The organism is Aneurinibacillus thermoaerophilus (assembly GCF_900099925.1).
Taxonomy (GTDB): Bacteria; Bacillota; Bacilli; order Aneurinibacillales; family Aneurinibacillaceae; genus Aneurinibacillus; species Aneurinibacillus thermoaerophilus.
In genome coordinates, this window is record NZ_FNDE01000036.1 from 17,394 (window position 1) to 36,337 (window position 18,944).

An 18,944-nucleotide genomic window follows, 5' to 3' on the forward strand; every position below is an offset into this window, starting at 1 on the left:
TGGTTTGTGGAAAAGTATTGAATGGGCGAAGAAAGAGGGGTTTAATTCGTATGGCAAAGTATATATTTGTGACTGGTGGTGTAGTTTCTTCTTTAGGAAAGGGGATTACGGCCGCATCTTTGGGCCGCTTGTTAAAGAATCGCGGACTCCAAGTGACCATTCAGAAATTCGATCCTTACATTAACGTAGACCCGGGTACCATGAGCCCATACCAGCATGGGGAAGTATTTGTTACCCAGGATGGCGCTGAGACAGACCTTGACCTTGGACACTACGAACGCTTTATCGACATTAATCTCAACTCCAACAGCAATGTGACAACGGGTAAAATTTATTCTTCCGTTATTACAAAAGAACGTCGGGGCGATTACTTAGGTGGAACCGTGCAAGTTATTCCCCACATTACCAATGAAATTAAGGAACGCGTATTTCGCGCCGGCCGTGAAACGAACGCGGATGTTGTTATTACGGAAATCGGTGGTACTGTGGGCGATATCGAGAGCCTTCCGTTCCTGGAAGCCATTCGCCAGATCAAGAGCGATGTAGGCCGTGAAAACGTTATGTACATTCACTGTACGCTTGTTCCGTATCTGGCTGCGGCTGGTGAGATGAAAACCAAGCCGACCCAGCACAGCGTAAAAGAACTGCGTAGCCTGGGGATTCAGCCGAATGTAATCGTATGTCGCACCGAACATCTGATGTCGCAGGATATGAAAGAAAAAATCGCGCTATTTTGCGATATTGATCCGAAAGCGGTAATTGAAGCGACGGACGCCGATTCCCTGTATGAAGTTCCGTTGATGCTGAAAGACCAGGGATTGGATGAATACGTGTGCAATCACTTGAACCTCACTTGCCCGGAAGCGGATATGACAGAATGGAAGGAAATGCTTCACAAAATCAAAAATCTTTCCCACAAAACAACGATTGCAATCGTCGGAAAATACGTGTCATTGCACGACGCGTATCTTAGCGTAGCTGAAGCGTTATATCATGCCGGTTATGAAAACGATGCTGAAGTAAATATCGAGTGGGTGGACGCGGAAGAAGTATATGAACATAATGTGGCAGATCTGCTTGGTCATGTGGACGGTATTCTCGTGCCGGGCGGATTTGGCGACCGCGGCGTAGAAGGGAAAGTTATCGCAACGAAGTATGCGCGCGAAAATAAGATCCCATTCCTTGGCATTTGTCTTGGTATGCAGGTTGCGGTGATTGAATTTGCCCGCCATGTTGCTGGTCTGAAGGATGCAAACAGCTCAGAAATTAATCCGTCTACGCCACACCCGGTTATTGACCTTTTGCCGGACCAAAAAGATATCGAAAATCTGGGCGGTACGATGCGCCTTGGTCTGTATCCGTGCAAACTGGAGAAAGGCACAATCGCGCACGCTTCATATGGCGAAGAGCTTGTATACGAACGCCATCGTCATCGTTACGAATTTAATAACCAATATCGGGAAATATTGAAAAACGCCGGTCTTACATTCAGTGGTACTTCTCCGGACGGACGTCTCGTAGAAGTAATTGAACTATCGGATCATCCATGGTTTGTGGCAAGCCAATTCCATCCGGAATTTGCGTCTCGCCCGAACCGCCCGCAGCCGCTGTTCCGTGGTTTTATAAGCGCTGCGTTGCAGTTAAAAAAGTGATGAGTTTTAAAAGGGACGAGTTGTAAATTCGTCCCTTTTTATCATTTGTGAAATAAGCAGGAATTTTTTATGTTTCCACGAATTTGTAAAATAAATGCTGAAACATAATCTCGTACATAGTTGCAGCAAGATTTACACAAGGTTTATGTCAAGTTTACGTAAGTTGCATGATTAAAGGGTGGAAGGGGGAGTAACATGAAAGACAAGAAAGTGTTAATTGTAGATGATCAGTATGGGATTCGTGTGCTGTTGTTTGAGGTATTTGGAAAAGAGGGGTATCAAACGTTCCAGGCCGCAAATGGAAAGCAGGCACTTGAGATTGTGATTCACGAGTCGCCGGATCTTGTCATTCTTGATATGAAAATCCCTGGCATGGATGGACTTGAAATCTTAAAAGAAATTAAAAAAATTGCTCCTGATACGAAAGTCATTATGATGACAGCCTACGGCGAATTGGATATGATTAAAGAGGCGACAGAATTAGGAGCTTTGACGCATTTTACGAAGCCGTTTGATATTGATGAACTGCGGATGGCGGTTAATAAGCAACTCGCATGCTAATCCTGCATTGTGATATAATAAGCAATGTTTGAGAGTATGCACGAAAATAAGGAGGATTCTTACATATGCCATTAGTTTCGATGACAGAAATGTTAAATAAAGCCGTGGAAGGTAAATATGCAGTTGGTCAATTTAATCTGAATAATCTTGAATTTACCCAGGCTATCCTGCAAGCGGCGGAAGAAGAACAGTCTCCTGTCATCCTTGGAGTAAGTGAAGGTGCTGCTCGTTATATGGGCGGATTTAAATTGGTTGTGGCCATGGTAAAAGCTTTGATGGAAGAGTATAAAATAACTGTGCCCGTGGCGATTCATCTTGACCATGGTTCTTCCTTTGAAAAATGCGTGGAAGCGATGTATGCAGGCTTTACATCCGTTATGATCGATGGTTCGCACTATCCGCTCGCGGAAAATATTGCGCTCACGAAGCGTGTAGTGGATGTAGCGCACACACTCGGCGTATCGGTGGAAGCGGAATTGGGCCGCATCGGTGGCCAAGAGGACGATTTGATGGTAGAAGACGTGGAAGCAATGTACGCGGTTCCATCTGAATGTGAACAGCTTGTGCGTGAGACTGGTGTAGACTGCTTCGCACCTGCGCTCGGCTCTGTACATGGACCTTACAAAGGCGAACCGAAGCTTGGTTTTGATAGAATGGAAGAGATTATGAAGCTGACCGGGGTTCCGCTTGTGCTGCATGGTGGTACAGGCATTCCAACAAAAGATATTCAGCGTGCGATTTCCCTTGGTACAGCAAAAATTAACGTGAATACGGAAAACCAAATCGCAGCTTCCAAGACCGTTCGTCAAATTCTAGAAGAAAAGCCCGAGTTGTACGACCCAAGAAAATATCTCGGTCCGGCGCGTGATACAATTAAAGAAACCGTTAAAGCGAAAATGCGCGAGTTCGGCAGCAGCCATAAAGCGTAAGCCGACTTTGCCAGCATGGAACGGAAACAGAAGGAGTGCATTATGAAATTTTTTATTGATACAGCCAATGTAAACGAAATTCGTGAAGTAAACGAATGGGGCGTATTGGCCGGTGTTACAACTAACCCGTCTCTTGTGGCAAAGGAAGGGCGTGACTTTGAAGAAACGCTGAAAGAGATCATTGATATTGTCGATGGCCCGATCAGCGCGGAAGTCATTAGCCTGGATGCTGAAGGTATGATCGAAGAAGGTGAAAAGCTCGCTTCGCTTTCTAAAAATATCGTGATCAAAGTACCGATGACGATAGAGGGCTTAAAAGCCGTAAAATATTTTACAAAGAAGAAGATCAAAACAAACGTAACGCTCGTATTCTCTGCGACTCAGGCATTGCTTGCCGCGCGCGCAGGCGCAACATACGTTTCTCCGTTCCTTGGGCGTTTGGACGACATCTCACATGAAGGTTTGCAGCTAATTAAGGATATCTCTCAGATCTTTAGCGTCCACAACATTGAAACAGAGATCATTTCGGCGAGCGTTCGTCATCCGCTGCATGTAGTAGAGTGTGCGAAGATGGGGGCGGACATTGCCACAATTCCGTACAAGATTTTCAAACAAATGGTGCAGCACCCGCTTACGGATATTGGAATTGAACGCTTTCTTGCCGACTGGGAAAAAGCGCAACAAAAATAATAACGGAAAGAAGCACCTTTTCAAAAATTGTGTTAGAAAAGGTGCTTTTTCCCGTTGAGTAAGGGGAATCAAACTGTGGAAAAATTGTTCATTAGAGGCGGACAAAAGCTTGCGGGCAGAATCCAAATCAGCGGAGCAAAGAACAGCGCGGTTGCGCTAATTCCTGCGGCGATTTTGGCCGATGGGGAAGTGATTTTGGACAATGTGCCCGATATTAGTGATGTCCATATCTATAGCGAAATTCTGCAGGACTTAGGCGCGGTAGTAGAGCGTGACAACGATACACTGCGCATTGATTCCCGCCATATAGAAGCGAAACCAATGCCCAATGGAAAAGTAAAAGAGCTGCGTGCTTCCTATTATTTGATGGGAGCAATGCTGGGCAGGTTTGGACAGGCGACGGTTGGCATGCCAGGTGGATGCAATCTTGGTCCCCGCCCGATTGACCAGCACATTAAAGGATTTGAAGCGTTGGGAGCAACTCTTTTCCATAAGCATGGCGCTTTACATATTGAAGCGAAACAATTGGTCGGTAACAAAATCTTTCTAGATGTGGTCAGCGTCGGGGCAACCATTAATATTATGCTGGCTGCGTGTCGAGCAAAAGGTAAAACCGTGATTGAAAACGCAGCGAAAGAGCCCGAAATTATTGATGTCGCAACGCTGTTAAACGCCATGGGTGCAAATATTAAAGGCGCTGGGACGGACGTAATTCGGATCGAAGGTACGAAAAATCTTCATGGGTGCCGTCATTCTATTATCCCCGACCGGATTGAAGCCGGAACATACATGATCTTTGCCGCAGCGACAGGTGGTGATGTCGTCATCGACAATATTATTCCCCGACATCTTGAATCCCTTATCGCCAAATTGCGGGAGATGAACGTCAGGGTGGAAGAAGACGATGATGCCGTTCGCGTCATTGGTAATGAGAAGTATGAAGCGATTGATATAAGAACTCTTCCTTATCCTGGATTTGCTACGGATCTTCAGCAGCCTATCACCTCTCTTTTAACAGCAGCTTCAGGTACCAGTATTGTGACAGATAACATCTATCACACAAGGTTTAAGCATGTGGACCATTTATTAAATATGGGTGCGAAAATTAAAGTAGAGGGACGTTCGGCTGTCATTGAGGGAAGGACGCTACTTACAGGCACCAGGGTAACAGCGACTGACTTGCGCGCTGGAGCAGCCCTTATTGTGGCCGGATTAATGGCCGAGGGCGTTACGGAAATTACTGGGGTACACCATATTGATCGCGGATATGCTAACCTTGAAGAGAAGTTAAGAAGTTTGGGTGCCGATATGTGGCGCGAGAAACCGATAAAAAGTGCTTACTAAGAAATAGGAGATGAAAAGTATGGAACGCAGTTTAACTCTTGAATTGGTACGTGTAACAGAAGCGGCGGCTTTGGCATCCGCGCGCTGGATGGGACGCGGAAAAAAAGAAGAGGCTGACGAAGCCGCTACATCTGCTATGCGCGCTGTGTTTGACACCGTGCCGATGCAAGGAACAGTTGTCATTGGCGAGGGTGAAATGGATGAGGCGCCGATGCTGTATATTGGGGAAAAGTTGGGCCAGGGCATTGGCCCGGAAGTGGACGTGGCTGTGGACCCGCTGGAAGGCACGAACATCGTTGCCAAAGGAACGTGGAACGCACTTACTGTGCTTGCGGTAGCTGATCGCGGAAATCTGCTGCATGCGCCTGACATGTATATGGAGAAGCTGGCGGTAGGTCCGAAAGCGGCGGGAAAGGTTGACATTGATGCGCCGATTATCGACAATTTAAAAGCGGTGGCGCAGGCGAATGGCAAAGACATTAGCGATCTTGTAGCATGTGTAATGGATCGTGAACGTCACGCGAAAATCATCCAAGAAATTCGCGAAGCTGGCGCTCGAATTAAGCTGATTTCTGATGGAGACGTGGCCGGCGCCATTAATACAGCGTTTGAGCATACTGGTGTGGATATTTTATTCGGTATCGGCGGCGCACCGGAAGGGGTTATCGCGGCAGTGGCGCTGAAATGTCTTGGCGGTGACTTCCAGGGACGTCTTGTTCCGTATGATGAAGCGGAATATGAGCGCTGTAAAAAGATGGGACTAAAAAATCCGAAGCAGGTGCTTCGTATGGAAGATCTTGTAAAAGGCGACGATTGTATTTTCGCAGCGACGGGTGTTACGGATGGCGAATTGTTGAAAGGCGTGCGTTTTGACGGTACGAAAGCTGTTACCCAATCGATTGTTATGCGTGCAAAATCAGGAACGGTTCGTTTCATCGAGGGTCAGCATCGTCTTGAACGCAAACCGCAATTTGTTATGAAAGACTAATAGAATTCCAAATCGGATACAATGAAGATTAATTAAGAAAAGTGTGGTGTTTGAGCATTATATGGAAATGAACCTTGCGCAATTAGAAGAAATGAAGTTAACGGAACTCTATAAGCTGGCGAGAGAATACCAGATTCCTTATTATGGAACATTCAAGAAACGAGAACTAATTTTTGCGATTTTGCAAGCGCAGGCAGAGCGGCAAGGTCACATGTTTATGGAAGGGGTGCTGGATACGCACCCCGACGGCTTTGGCTTCTTACGTCCTATCAATTATCTTCCAAGCGCGGAGGATATATATATTTCGGCTTCGCAAATCCGGCGCTTTGATTTACGAACCGGCGACAAAGTATCAGGGAAGGTAAGGCCGCCGAAAGAAAATGAGCGGTATTTCGGATTGCTGCATGTTGACGCGGTCAACGGCGAGCCTCCAGAAACCTCACCCGAACGTTTGCATTTCCCGGCGCTAACGCCTCTTTATCCTCAGAAGAAGATGGTGCTCGAAACATCGCCTACCAGCATTTCTTCCCGTATTATTGATTTAATAGCGCCTGTCGGCTTCGGACAGCGCGGGCTGATTGTTGCTCCTCCGAAAGCCGGGAAAACGGTGTTGTTGAAAGAAATCGCGAACAGCATCGCAACCAACCATCCTCAAGTCGAATTGATTGTTCTACTAATTGATGAGAGACCGGAAGAAGTAACTGATATGCAGCGCTCAGTCAAAGGGGAAGTCGTAAGTTCCACATTTGACGAATTACCGGAAAATCATATTAAGGTGGCCGAACTTGTGCTGGAGCGCGCCCTGCGCCTAGTTGAGCACAAAAAAGATGTAGTTATCCTGTTGGACAGTATTACCCGTTTGGCGCGCGCGTACAACCTAACCGTGCCGGCGAGTGGACGTACGTTGTCCGGGGGTATCGATCCTGCTGCATTCCACCGTCCGAAGCGATTCTTTGGATCGGCGCGGAACGTGGAAGAAGGCGGCAGCCTGACGATTCTTGCCACCGCGCTCGTAGAGACGGGTTCGCGCATGGATGACGTAATCTATGAGGAATTTAAAGGTACGGGTAATATGGAACTTCACCTGGATCGCAAGCTGGCCGAGCGCCGCGTGTATCCGGCGATTGACATCCGCCGTTCCGGCACACGCCGCGAGGAATTGTTATTCAGCAAAGAAGAGCTTGATAAAATCTGGGCGCTCCGCAAATTTATTCATGATAACAATGACTTCACCGAAGCCTTCATTAAAAAGCTTAGCGAAACGAAAACCAACCAGGAATTTCTTGATTCTCTTGTACTTGATGACATTAAAAAAATAGGCGCAACTAAAGCGCGGGCTTAATTATAGATTCGATGCAAACTTTCTGAAGTACAGGCAGGAAAAACTCGCGAGGCGTGCCCGCGGGTTTTTTTATTATATTCAACCTGGTTCGTTCATAGGATTGTACAAGAAAGGAGACAAGAAGTATGAACGAACTTCAGGCGATGATTCTTGGGATGATTCAAGGATTGACGGAATTTCTCCCCATTAGCAGCACCGGACATTTATATCTTGGACGGCATCTTTTTGGGTTGGATGAGGCCGGATTGTTTCTGGATACGATGCTGCATATCGGCACTTTATTTGCCGTGCTGGCAGTTTATGGAGACGACGTGGTTGAAATGTTAAAAAGACCGTTTAGCCGTTTGATGGGCCTTTTGCTGGTCGGAACCATTCCGGCAGCAGGGGCAGGGCTTTTATTTGAAGACTTTTTTGAAGAGATTTCCCGTACTGGCGTAACGATAGGCTATGAGTTTCTTCTGACGGGAGCTATACTCTGGATGGCGGAACGGTGGAAAGATAAGGAGGGAGCGCCGATTGAGAACATTACATACAGGGATGCTTTGTTTATCGGCTGCTTTCAGGCGGCGGCCATTATGCCTGCACTGTCGAGATCAGGGCTTACAATCGCTGCTTCATTGTTCCGCGGTATAAATCGGGAGGCATCTGCACGTTTTTCTTTCCTGCTTTCGTTGCCAGCGATTGGAGGCGGGGTTATGCTGCAGGGAGCTAAGCTGTTTAGCGGGGAAGGCAGAGAGGCAATTGGCCTGTCTCCGCTTCTTCTTGGTGCGTTGTTTTCCGCCGTATTTGGTTATCTTGCCGTGCGCTGGATGAGAGGTTTACTGAAGCGAGGTTCACTCCGCCCGTTTGCGATATATGTCTGGATATTGGGGTTATTGATTATCGGGGCGCAGTGGTTTGGAGTATTTTAGAAGCGGTTGCCAAAAACCTCTCAAAATTCTATCCGATCATGATTTTACCCTCAGAATAGCGAAAGCGCCGTTTTTTGCGATCCAAGCTCAGCGCGAATGCGACAGTAAGCGGTCCGACGCGTCCTGCGAACATGACAATCGACAATAGAATCTTGCCAAACATTGTAAGATGAGGGGTCAGTCCCATTGATAATCCGACCGTGCCGAAGGCGGACGTCGTTTCAAAAAGAATGGTAAGAAATTCGCTCTGCTTTTCGGTAATGCATAGAATCATGGTTACGCTAATGACGAGAAGGACAGATGCCATAGTTATTGTTAGCGCTTTATACACCTTATCTTCGTCCACTCGTTGCCTGAAAAACACAACATCCCCCTCGCCGCGGATCATTGCCCACACGGCTCCAAGCAGTGTCATGAACGTTGTCGTCTTGATACCACCGCCGGTGGAACCGGGCGAGGCGCCGATGAACATCAGGATAATAATGAAAAATAAGGACGCTTGATGGAGATCGCCAATCGGCAACGAATTCATACCTTCTGTACGTGCTACGACCGATTGGAAAAACGCGCTCAGAATTTTACCCGTCCAGCTGAGCGGCCCCATTGTTTTCGGGTTGTTGTATTCAATGCTAAAGATGACGAAGGCACCGATAAGAATTAAGAATGCGGAAGCCGTAAGTACGACTTTGGTATGCATGGAAAGCTTTTTTCTTTTGCGAAGCTCGACAAGCTCCGCGATAACAATGAAGCCGATACCACCGGAAATGACCAGCAACATAATTACGATATTGATAACCGGATCGCTGACGTACCCGGTCATGCTTTTAAAGCCGCCCAATATATCGAAGCCGGCATTGTTAAAGCTAGATATGGCGTGGAAAATCCCAAGATACAAGGCGTGTGACCAATCGTAATCGAACGACCAGCGCAACGCCAACAAAATGGCACCCGCCGTTTCAAATATGAAAGTAAACAATACCACGTTTTTAACGAGCCGCACCATTCCCTCTAAGTTTATTTGGTTCATTGATTCCTGAATCAGGATGCGCTGGCGCAGTGAAATTTTTCTTCCCAGCAGAAGCGTCACAAGTGTGGCAAATGTCATAAACCCCAGCCCGCCAACCTGAATCATAGCCAGAATTGTGAGCTGGCCGAACAGAGTAAACGTTGTTCCGGTATCGACAACTACCAAGCCAGTCACACAGGTAGCGGAAGTGGCCGTAAAAAGAGCGTCTACAAATGGAAGCCCTTGCCCATCAACAGTGGCGACAGGCAGTGTGAGAAGAAACGCTCCAAGGAAAATAATGGAGGCAAATCCGATAACGAGAATTCTGGCCGGGCTTATGATATTGGGTGAGAAAGATGTTTTGCCTTTGCGGGGCTGCTGCGGTATTTGCATTCGCGCCTACCTTCCTTTCCGGTTCATTGCCTGTTTTAGCAAGCTAATCTTATTATAGAGAATTCCTTTTAGAGCACAATCTTTGACTTTTTGATTCGTCGTGAATTATAATATTTCGGATGTAGCGACCCTTTGTGCTTGCGAACGAATTAGATAAGGAGCTTTGATATATGTATCTGGTTTACGCAGATGAGCAGGGACAGGTATATGATCATCCCGAGTTATACGGCTTGGGCCGCAGCGGTGACTTGCTGATAGAAATTTTGGAAGAAGAGCTGATTCCGCTGCCGGAGGGCGCCACTTTAGTAAGCCTGCCGAACTGTCATCCCGTCGGTATGGATCCGGAAACGGGCGAGATGGTTCGACTGACTGAATATCAGGCGGTCGGTGCGCTCATGCCGCAAGGGTTTACCCGTCTTATGTTGCCCGGCTATGTAAAAGTTGATAAGAACGAAAAACTTCCTTTGTTTGGCTACACGGCGGTTGTCTGGCATAATGGCGGTTTTTACGTGGCGGCTGAACAGTCGGACGATCCGTACAAATGGAACCCTTTGAACTTTCCGGAGGATGAAAAAGAACGTCTGGTAAAAAGCGTATTGAAACAATATCCGGAAAACCGTGTGTTTCATCATTTAAGCAACTGCACGCTAGGATACGGGTGCCTAACTGCGTCCAACACATTTTTTAACCGCTGGGAAGCAGGGCTTCCGGTATCGTATTCCTGTAACGCGGGCTGTTATGGCTGTATTTCTGAGCAACCGGAAGACAGCGGGTTTCCGGCGCCACAGACACGAATGAATTTTAAGCCGACAGTGGACGAGCTAGTAGAAGTCATGCTGCACCATCTGAAAACGCCGGAGTCGATCATTAGTTTTGGTCAAGGATGTGAAGGAGAACCTTCCACCCAGGCAGCGATTATTACACAGGCGATGCGCCGGGTGCGGGCGCAGACAAAGCTGGGTTTTGTTAACATTAACACAAATGCCGGGTTAACGGACCATATCAAAGCGATCGTCGATGCCGGGCTTGATTTAATGCGCATTAGTACAATTAGCGCTATAGATGAACATTACAACGCTTATTATCGCCCGCGCGCGTATACGCTAGAGAACGTGGCGAAATCGGCGCGCTATGCCAGCGAGAAAGGGGTATACACCTCCATTAACTATCTCGTCTTTCCAGGCGTGTTTGATCGTGAGGAAGAGATGGAAGCAATGATTGACTTTATCCGTAAGAATGGCATTCGTCTGATTCAAATGCGCAATCTTAATATTGATCCGGACAGTTATCTAGCGATGATTCCGCCGGCAAAAGGCCAGGTGTTCGGCATGAAGCAGGCGCTGGAGATTTATCGTCAGGAACTGCCTGATGTGGTGATCGGCTCCTATACGCATGTACCGCCACTGGAATTTCAGGAACGGCGGCGCCAGACGCTGAATGTATGATTTTTTTCTGAATACTATTTGCAAACAGGGTATAACCGTGATATAATGCATTCATGTGTGTTTGAGTGTAACTCTGTTTCGTAAAGATTCAGGGCAGAAAGAGGTGAATGTAATGAAACCGGCTATCCATCCTGACTACAAGTTAACAAAAGTTACTTGTGCATGCGGTAACGAATTCGAGACCGGTTCAGTGAAAGAAAACCTGCGCGTGGAGATTTGCTCCGAGTGTCATCCTTTCTTCACTGGCAAACAAAAGTTTGTAGATTCCGGTGGACGTGTGGACCGCTTCAAAAAGAAATACAATCTCAAGTAATTGTATAAAAGTAAAGCAGACAGGTCGTATGCCTGTCTGTTTTTATTTTCGTATAAGAAAGTATATGAGAAATGCGGCTGTTCGCTTGGCTCAAGGTTTTTTTGTTCATGAATGAGCTAGAAGGAGAGGAAACATGGCACAGTTATATTTTCGATACGGTACAATGAATAGTGGCAAGTCGGTTGAAATATTGAAGGTGGCGCATAACTACGAAGAACAGGGAAAGCGGGTAATGATTTTTACGTCTGTATTGGATGATCGATACGGTAAGGGATACGTAGCTTCCCGGATCGGGTTGAAGCGCGAAGCGATTGCTGTTGAAGAGGATACAAATATAAAAACGATCGTGGAAATGAATGAACAAGGCTTGCCGAATTGCGTGCTTGTGGATGAAGGGCAGTTTCTGAAAAGGCATCATATTTTGCAGCTGACAGAAATTGTAGACGAACTGGAAATTCCGGTTATCGTATATGGCTTAAAAAATGATTTTTCTAATCGTTTATTTGAAGGCAGCGAGGCTCTTTTGCTGTATGCGGATAAGCTGGAAGAAATTAAAACGGTGTGCTGGTTTTGCGACCGTAAAGCGACGATGGTGCTGCGCGTTAAAGATGGGGAACCTGTATATGAAGGTGAGCAAATCCAAATCGGCGGCAATGACAGTTACATACCGGTTTGTCGTAAATGTTATAAGCATCCAAAAATCATAAGCGGAAAAATTGCCCTTGCCTAATGCGGGCGCATAAGTCCGCCTCTTCCCAGAAACAATACAACTGAGGAGGTGGGCTGTATGCGAAAAATTATCGGAATCGCGCTGCTTGGCGTGACCCTTTTGTTGACGGCGGCCTGCGGCCAGAACAACCAAGGAGCGGCCCCCGAAAGAAAAGGCATTCAGATTAATCAATATAATCGCACGACGCCGGAGCGGAAGACCCGCGTCCTGGTGGGGAGCGATTTGAATCCGAATATTGTAACCGGGCGCAACGATGTGCGCGATATTCAGGCGGAAGCCGACAGCATGGCGAATGTGGCGGTACAAGTTCCGAAAGTGAAGCGGGCCAGCGTAGTGATTAATGGCTCTCGTGCGTATGTGGGACTTACGCTTGCCGAGACAGTACGCAGCAGGAAAGAAGCGGCTGACATTATGGAAAGAGTTCGTGTGCTCGTTCAGCAAAAAATGCCGCGCTATGAAGTGCGTGTTAGCTCTGACGCGGGTATTTTCAACCGTATTCAGGACATCGGCGACGGCATCCGTAGCGGAACTCCGCTTAATAACTACCGCATCCATATGAATGATTTGGATACACGCATGAAATAAAAAGATGTATTTATCAATAATCTAGGGAAGGTCTAATAAGCCTTCCTCTTTTTTGTATTATCTTTTTGCTTTGACTTTTTGGTTTATCCCCCATTATAATTATAATGTTACGCATTTTTGAAATGGGGGTGAAGCGCCGTGTTACAGCGATTGGAAGCGGTTGTTGAACGGTATGAACGTTTGACGCAGTTGCTTTGCGACCCGAAGGTCATGAATGACCCGGACAAGCTGCGTGAGTATTCGAAAGAACAATCAGACATAGAAGAAACGGTACAAGCGTATCGCGAATATAAAGAAGTAGCCCAGCAACTGAAAGACGCCAAAGAGATGCTGGAAGAAAAGCTCGATGACGACATGCGTGAAATGGTCAAAATGGAAATCAGCGAGCTGGAAGACAAGAAACAGGAGCTGGAAGAGCGCATCAAAATTCTTTTGCTGCCGAAGAACCCAAATGATGACAAGAACGTTATCGTTGAAATTCGGGGCGCAGCCGGCGGCGATGAAGCCGCTTTATTTGCGGCCGATTTGTTTGAAATGTATACCCGCTATGCAGCAAAGCACAAATTTAAAGTTGAAGTGCTCGAAGCAACACCGACCGATATCGGCGGTTATAAGGAGATTATTTTCTCCATCAATGGTAAAGGCGCATACAGCCGCCTGAAGTTTGAAAGCGGCGCCCATCGGGTGCAACGTGTGCCGACCACCGAATCGGGCGGACGTATTCATACATCCACCGCAACGGTAGCTGTGCTGCCAGAAGCTGAAGAAGTAGAAGTTGAAATTAATGAAAATGACATACGCGTCGACCTATTCTGTTCCAGCGGCGCCGGCGGACAGAGTGTTAACACGACCAAATCGGCTGTTCGCTTGACACACATCCCGACCGGAATTGTGGTAACATGTCAGGACGAAAAATCTCAGCATAAAAACAAAGAAAAGGCAATGCGCGTATTGCGCGCGCGCCTATACGACAAATACCAGCAGGAAGCGCAGGCGGAATATGCGGACGCACGCCGTTCCGCTGTTGGAACCGGCGATCGGAGCGAACGCATCCGTACGTATAATTTCCCGCAAAGCCGTGTAACTGATCATCGCATTGGTTTGACGCTGCACAAGCTGGATCAGGTGCTAAATGGGGAGATGGATGAGATTATTGATGCGCTTGTGTTGCATGAACAAGCGGAATTGATGCGCAACGCTGAAGGAGCGTAAAAGATGAAAGGAATAACGGTACGGGAAGCCTTGCAGAAGGCTTCTCGTTTTTTACGTGAAAAGGGCATTGAAGACGCCGCGTTTCTGGCTGAGTATGCTATCCGGCATGCGCTGGGCTGGGATCGTACCCGGTTTATTTCGGGTATGTCTTACACGTTAACAGAGGAAGAGTGGGCAGCAATTGAAGCAATTTTGCTGCGGCGCACCGCTGGGGAGCCGATGCAGTACATTGTCGGTGAACAAGAATTTTACGGGTTGGCATTCGAAGTCAATCCTTCTGTATTAATTCCCCGCCCGGAAACGGAATTGCTTGTGGAAGAGATTGTTAAACAAGCGTTTAAATTATGGCCTGCTGATGCGGCGCTTTTCGCGGCGGATATCGGGACAGGCAGTGGGGTGATTGCGGTTACGCTGGCGGTTATTGGTGGAGCGAACTGGAGGATCACCGCGACCGATATTGCAGAAGAATCGCTTGCTACAGCGAGCCGTAACGCGAAGCGGCATCATGTGGAAAACAAGGTTTCGTTTGCTCAGGGAGATTTGCTTGCACCGCTGCTGAATGCCGGGCAGCGCGTAGACATTCTTGTGTCCAATCCGCCTTATATCCCTTCCGCCGATATTATCGATCTAGATGTGCAGGTTAAGGACCATGAGCCGCGCCGCGCGTTAGATGGCGGAGAAGATGGCCTTGATTTTTACCGGCGCATAATAGAAGGATTGGATTCTGTGCTAACGCGGCGGGCGTTGGTTGGATTTGAAGTCGGTATTCACCAAGCTGATACGGTTCGTTGTTGGCTTATGGAGACAGGTCTTTTTCTAGAAACGTATATTGTGCGTGATCTGGCAGGTATTGGCCGTCACGTGATCGCGATCCGATAGTGAGCGTTCCTTTTCTACCTTTTCGCAAAAAGATAAATGTACGAGAAACGAAAATAGCGAGTTTATCCCCGGCCTCTTCTGTCCATACTGGTGAACAGGGAGAGGAAAGGGGAGTCGAAATGATGAAAAAATATTATCTGCTATTTTTCGCCTTATTTCTTTTAATGATGAGCTGGGAAAGTCAGAAGGAAGCGCTGGCTGTCTTTACGAATCATTTCGTTCCGGAGCATTCGATTCGCCTGCGGATTCTAGCAAATAGCGACAGCCCAAAAGATCAGCAATTGAAGCGCTATGTGCGCGACCGCGTAATCGAGTCAGTGAAGCAATGGGCTGGTGAAGCGGGAACAATGGAAGAGGCGCGTGCTGTTATTAGCAACCATTTACCAGAGTTGCAGGAACTGGTGAACAATGCAATTAAGGAAAAAGGTTTTTCGTATTCTGCGCGTGTAGAGCTGCGGCCGACCGAGTTTCCAACAAAGATGTACGGCACACAAGTATTTCCAGCCGGAAGGTACGAAGCGGTTCGCATTGCTATTGGCAATGCTGAAGGACAAAATTGGTGGTGCGTGCTGTTCCCTCCGCTTTGCTTTGTGGATATTTCAAATGGGGACACGGCACATGCCGAACAAGCGAAGGAACAGGGCAAAGATAAAAGCCAAATTAAAGTCCGATTCTTTTTGGTTGAATGGTTCCACAAACTATTTTCTTGAATAAACTCTGTCTATGCGGCGGAGTTTTTTCTTTTTTATTTTCTCTATAAGAAAGCATTATACACAATGAATCGAATTATAATTATCCACAAATTATTCACATCATGTGGATATGTTGTTTATTGCAAACGGAAAAAAGAGCAGGTATAACTAAAAAAAGAGCATAATTAGCAGAATTGAGGGTTATTCAATGAAACAAGAAACGAAGTACTGGAATGTGGATAAGTTTGTGGATGGATTAGAAAATTATCCACAAGTTCGCGAGGCGGCGTTGCTTTTGCGGCAAAATGAACTTATTGCTTTTCCTACAGAGACAGTATATGGACTCGGCGGTAATGGACTCGTGGATAAGACGGTGGAAAAGATATACATAGCCAAGGGACGACCGAGCGATAATCCACTGATTCTTCATATTGCCGAGCGCAAACAACTGGGCGAGCTTGTATCCGAGATTCCACCGCTAGCGGAAGCATTAATGGAGGCGTTTTGGCCAGGACCGCTGACCATTGTATTTCCTAAACAGCTTGGTGTGGCAATGCGGGCGTCTGCAGGGCTCAATACAATAGCGATCAGGATGCCGGATCATCCGCTTGCGTTGGCACTTATCCGCGCTTCAGGTTTGCCGATTGCAGCGCCGAGCGCCAACCTTTCTGGTCGTCCAAGCCCTACGACGGCGCAGCATGTACTGGAAGATTTAGATGGCCGAATTGCGGGCGTTCTGGACGGAGGATCGACCGGCATCGGTGTGGAATCGACCGTAGTGGATGTTACGGGAGATGTGCCGATGATTCTCAGACCAGGTGGGGTAACGGCCGAACAAATTGCTGAGATTACGGGCGAAGTGAGGATGGATCCGGGAATTCTGGAAGAAGGTGTGGCTCCGAAATCACCGGGAATGAAATATCGCCACTATGCGCCTGCAGGAGACATGAGATTAGTAAAAGAAAATAGTGTGGAAGAGATGGTACGGCGCATTCGGAAGTTGGCGCACGAAGCCCAAGCGCAGGGTAAAAAAGTGGGGATTCTTGCTACGGCGGAGTCTAAATTATGTTACGGCGAAGACTATGTAGTCATTGCTTGCGGAAAGCGCAGTGACTTGATTAGCGTAGCCCGTCATCTTTATGATGCGCTGCGCCGTTTTGATCAGGAGGGAGTGGATATGATTTTTTCTGAAACGTTTCCGGAAAGCGGCGTTGGTGCAGCGATTATGAACCGCCTGGCAAAGGCGGCAGGCGGCCGTTATCTATAGCGTTTCGCTTCCCCGCATATCCTGTCCGTTTCCGCATATCTTGTCTATATACATCATCTTTTGAAATTTTGAAATTTCGACATTGGTTTTGTGGTAAGAGACTCCACCTCTTCCTCAAGTATCGAAAGGTCAAAAGCTATGTATATAATATAAGGAGGATGTATGTGGACATGGGATGGGGAGCGTTGCAGTGGGGGGAACTAATTACGGTTTTAATGATTGGGGTTGCGCTGGGCATGGATGCTTTTTCGCTTGGCGTAGGCATGGGAATGGGCGGTATACGTCTTTTGACGATCGCAAAAGTTAGTATAACGATCGGCGTGTTTCATATTATCATGCCACTTATCGGCATTGCCTTTGGCATTTTTTTGACTTCGTATGTCGGCTATATTGCCGTCTATATCGGCGGTCTCATTCTTGTCGTGTTGGGACTGCATATGTTGTGGAATTGTTTTTTTGATGGCGAAGAGAAAAGTCCTATCTTAAAAAAAACATTCTGGGGCCTTTTGTTGTTTAGTTTTAGTGTCAGCTTAGATGCGTTATCGGTTGGGCTTTCATTTGGTCTGTTTCGCGTTAACGTTGCGTTGGCCGTTTTGATTTTTGGCGTAACGAGTACGGTGCTGGCGGCAACCGGTCTTTTGCTTGGACGAAGGGTCGGAGGATGGTTCGGAGAGTACAGCGAGGTTTTTGGTGCGCTCATCTTGCTTGGATTTGGGCTTAAGTTTTTGCTGTAGAGGTCAGGCAGATGAGCGAACTTTTATTTATAAGCACACTTGCTGGCCTTACAACGGTTATCGGCGTGTTGATAACATTGTTTATTGGAACGCCAGGGCGTAAGCTGATGGCGTTTTACCTCGGGCTTTCCACCGGGATTATGGCCTTAGTTGTAGCGGTTGAATTATTGCCAGCCACCCTCTGGAAAGGAGAGGTATATGGCGCTTTTCTCGGAATGGTCATGGGGTTCATGTTGCTTAAGCTTCTCCATCATCTAATGGGCATGCGGAGTGCAGGTTCTGACAGCACTCAAGCCCGGCCGCGCCACAATGATGTGCAGGAGTGGAGGAGAGCCGGTTGGATGATGGCCGCGGCGCTCGCATTTCATCATGTGCCGGAAGGCATTGCGATTGGTGCCGGATTTCAGGCACACCATCATGCAGGAGTTATGATTGCTTTATCCATGTCATTGCACAACATTCCGGAAGGGATGGGATTGGCTGCTCCTTTTTTGCTTGGATGTATGCGGGAACGATGGATCTTGTTATTCGCTTTTTTTATCAGTTTATGTATTCCCGCGGGGGCGTGGATAGGCGGCTTTTATTTTACTTCCAGTCCTCAGGCTGTCACATTTGGTATGGCGTTCGCCGCCGGGGCGATGGTTTATCTTATTTGGAAAGAGCTTGGACCGGCCGGACTTAGAATGCATACGCTAAGCGCCCAGTTTGGCATGCTGGTTAGCCTGGTGGGGATGCTGCTGCTTCATATTTTTATGATTTAGCCGAGAACACTCGTGACTTCAGTCATGAGATGAATGGGCTTCGGACAAGGCGTGTCTTTTGACACGCCAATTGTCCGACATATGTTAACTTTGAAATCAATAAAAGCAAGGTTGCTATTTAAAGAGTTCCCCCAGTTAAAAAAGAAACTATGGGGAGGGGATCTTTGGAATCCATCCTAACTTTGTGGCAACGGCTAGCGAACATACAGAAACGCAGATACGACAATACATTCAAAATCAGAAAGTGAGGTGAAAAGACAATGGTAGTCAATAAAGCATACAAATTCCGTATCTATCCAAACAAAGAACAAGAAGTCTTAATCGCTAAAACGATGGGATGTAGTCGATTTGTGTTTAACTACTTCTTAGCAAAGTGGAACGAAACGTACAAAGCAACAGGCAAAGGGTTGTCATATGGAGCCTGTTGTTCTGAATTGCCGAATCTGAAAAAAAAATTACCTTGGCTAAAAGAAGTGGACAGCATCGCCATTCAGTCGTCAGTAAAAAATC

Annotated in this window: 20 protein-coding genes and 1 pseudogene; 20 read left to right on the forward strand and 1 reads right to left on the reverse strand. The window is 47.1% G+C overall.

Annotated elements, in window-relative coordinates:
- Window positions 1–50 precede the first annotated feature (50 nt).
- The 8 genes from BLR88_RS14965 to BLR88_RS15000 all read left to right on the forward strand — a co-directional run bounded on the left by BLR88_RS14965 (window position 51) and on the right by BLR88_RS15000 (window position 8,417).
- Complete coding sequence (locus BLR88_RS14965) at window positions 51–1,652, forward strand: CTP synthase (RefSeq protein ID WP_091261057.1); 1,602 nt, start codon at window positions 51–53, stop codon at window positions 1,650–1,652.
- A gap of 195 nt (window positions 1,653–1,847) precedes the next feature.
- Window positions 1,848–2,213, forward strand: coding sequence for a response regulator (locus BLR88_RS14970; protein ID WP_057897375.1), 366 nt, complete (start codon window positions 1,848–1,850; stop codon window positions 2,211–2,213).
- Between the two features lie 65 nt (window positions 2,214–2,278).
- Window positions 2,279–3,142: a class II fructose-1,6-bisphosphate aldolase gene (gene fba, locus BLR88_RS14975; RefSeq protein WP_091261059.1), complete on the forward strand. Its 864-nt coding sequence runs from the start codon at window positions 2,279–2,281 to the stop codon at window positions 3,140–3,142.
- Between the two features lie 42 nt (window positions 3,143–3,184).
- A complete protein-coding gene (gene fsa, locus BLR88_RS14980) occupies window positions 3,185–3,832 on the forward strand; it encodes a fructose-6-phosphate aldolase (protein ID WP_057897377.1) in 648 nt (215 codons plus the stop codon).
- 75 nt (window positions 3,833–3,907) lie between these two features.
- On the forward strand, window positions 3,908–5,176 hold the full coding sequence (locus BLR88_RS14985; protein WP_057897378.1) for a UDP-N-acetylglucosamine 1-carboxyvinyltransferase: 1,269 nt from the start codon (window positions 3,908–3,910) through the stop codon (window positions 5,174–5,176).
- 19 nt (window positions 5,177–5,195) lie between these two features.
- On the forward strand, window positions 5,196–6,164 hold the full coding sequence (glpX, locus tag BLR88_RS14990; RefSeq protein WP_057897379.1) for a class II fructose-bisphosphatase: 969 nt from the start codon (window positions 5,196–5,198) through the stop codon (window positions 6,162–6,164).
- Between the two features lie 61 nt (window positions 6,165–6,225).
- Window positions 6,226–7,506, forward strand: a complete 1,281-nt coding sequence (gene rho / locus BLR88_RS14995) for a transcription termination factor Rho (RefSeq protein ID WP_057900203.1) — start codon at window positions 6,226–6,228, stop codon at window positions 7,504–7,506.
- A 125-nt stretch (window positions 7,507–7,631) separates the two neighbouring features.
- A complete protein-coding gene (locus BLR88_RS15000) occupies window positions 7,632–8,417 on the forward strand; it encodes an undecaprenyl-diphosphate phosphatase (protein WP_091261061.1) in 786 nt (261 codons plus the stop codon).
- Window positions 8,418–8,445: 28 nt separating this feature from the next.
- On the opposite strand, the gene BLR88_RS15005 is transcribed toward BLR88_RS15000, so the two are convergent.
- Window positions 8,446–9,816 carry a TrkH family potassium uptake protein gene (locus BLR88_RS15005; protein WP_091261063.1) on the reverse strand — a complete coding sequence of 457 codons (1,371 nt, stop codon included), beginning with the start codon at window positions 9,814–9,816 and terminating at the stop codon, window positions 8,446–8,448.
- Window positions 9,817–9,986: 170 nt separating this feature from the next.
- Here BLR88_RS15005 and BLR88_RS15010 point away from each other — a divergent pair, with 170 nt between their 5' ends.
- The 12 genes and pseudogenes from BLR88_RS15010 to BLR88_RS15065 form a co-directional block, all read left to right on the forward strand.
- Window positions 9,987–11,261, forward strand: coding sequence for a radical SAM protein (locus tag BLR88_RS15010; protein ID WP_057897382.1), 1,275 nt, complete (start codon window positions 9,987–9,989; stop codon window positions 11,259–11,261).
- 112 nt (window positions 11,262–11,373) lie between these two features.
- Window positions 11,374–11,574: a 50S ribosomal protein L31 gene (gene rpmE / locus BLR88_RS15015; RefSeq protein WP_057897383.1), complete on the forward strand. Its 201-nt coding sequence runs from the start codon at window positions 11,374–11,376 to the stop codon at window positions 11,572–11,574.
- 133 nt (window positions 11,575–11,707) lie between these two features.
- Window positions 11,708–12,304 carry a thymidine kinase gene (locus BLR88_RS15020; protein WP_057897384.1) on the forward strand — a complete coding sequence of 199 codons (597 nt, stop codon included), beginning with the start codon at window positions 11,708–11,710 and terminating at the stop codon, window positions 12,302–12,304.
- A gap of 57 nt (window positions 12,305–12,361) precedes the next feature.
- The gene (locus tag BLR88_RS15025) at window positions 12,362–12,889 is read left to right on the forward strand and encodes a YhcN/YlaJ family sporulation lipoprotein (RefSeq protein WP_057897385.1); all 528 of its coding nucleotides are present in this window, start codon (window positions 12,362–12,364) and stop codon (window positions 12,887–12,889) included.
- A 138-nt stretch (window positions 12,890–13,027) separates the two neighbouring features.
- Window positions 13,028–14,101: a peptide chain release factor 1 gene (gene prfA, locus BLR88_RS15030; RefSeq protein ID WP_057897386.1), complete on the forward strand. Its 1,074-nt coding sequence runs from the start codon at window positions 13,028–13,030 to the stop codon at window positions 14,099–14,101.
- Between the two features lie 3 nt (window positions 14,102–14,104).
- Complete coding sequence (gene prmC, locus BLR88_RS15035) at window positions 14,105–14,980, forward strand: peptide chain release factor N(5)-glutamine methyltransferase (RefSeq protein ID WP_057897387.1); 876 nt, start codon at window positions 14,105–14,107, stop codon at window positions 14,978–14,980.
- 119 nt (window positions 14,981–15,099) lie between these two features.
- Window positions 15,100–15,690: a stage II sporulation protein R gene (gene spoIIR / locus BLR88_RS15040; protein ID WP_057897388.1), complete on the forward strand. Its 591-nt coding sequence runs from the start codon at window positions 15,100–15,102 to the stop codon at window positions 15,688–15,690.
- A gap of 190 nt (window positions 15,691–15,880) precedes the next feature.
- A complete protein-coding gene (locus tag BLR88_RS15045; protein WP_057897389.1) occupies window positions 15,881–16,939 on the forward strand; it encodes an L-threonylcarbamoyladenylate synthase in 1,059 nt (352 codons plus the stop codon).
- 170 nt (window positions 16,940–17,109) lie between these two features.
- The gene (locus tag BLR88_RS15050; RefSeq protein WP_057897390.1) at window positions 17,110–17,673 is read left to right on the forward strand and encodes a manganese efflux pump MntP; all 564 of its coding nucleotides are present in this window, start codon (window positions 17,110–17,112) and stop codon (window positions 17,671–17,673) included.
- An 11-nt stretch (window positions 17,674–17,684) separates the two neighbouring features.
- Window positions 17,685–18,434, forward strand: coding sequence for a ZIP family metal transporter (locus BLR88_RS15055; protein WP_057897391.1), 750 nt, complete (start codon window positions 17,685–17,687; stop codon window positions 18,432–18,434).
- Between the two features lie 90 nt (window positions 18,435–18,524).
- A pseudogene (locus BLR88_RS20685) lies at window positions 18,525–18,687 on the forward strand (transposase); the annotation flags it as partial.
- Between the two features lie 7 nt (window positions 18,688–18,694).
- Window positions 18,695–18,944 (forward strand): helix-turn-helix domain-containing protein (locus BLR88_RS15065; RefSeq protein ID WP_175493647.1); only part of this gene is annotated, 250 nt, incomplete at its 3' end.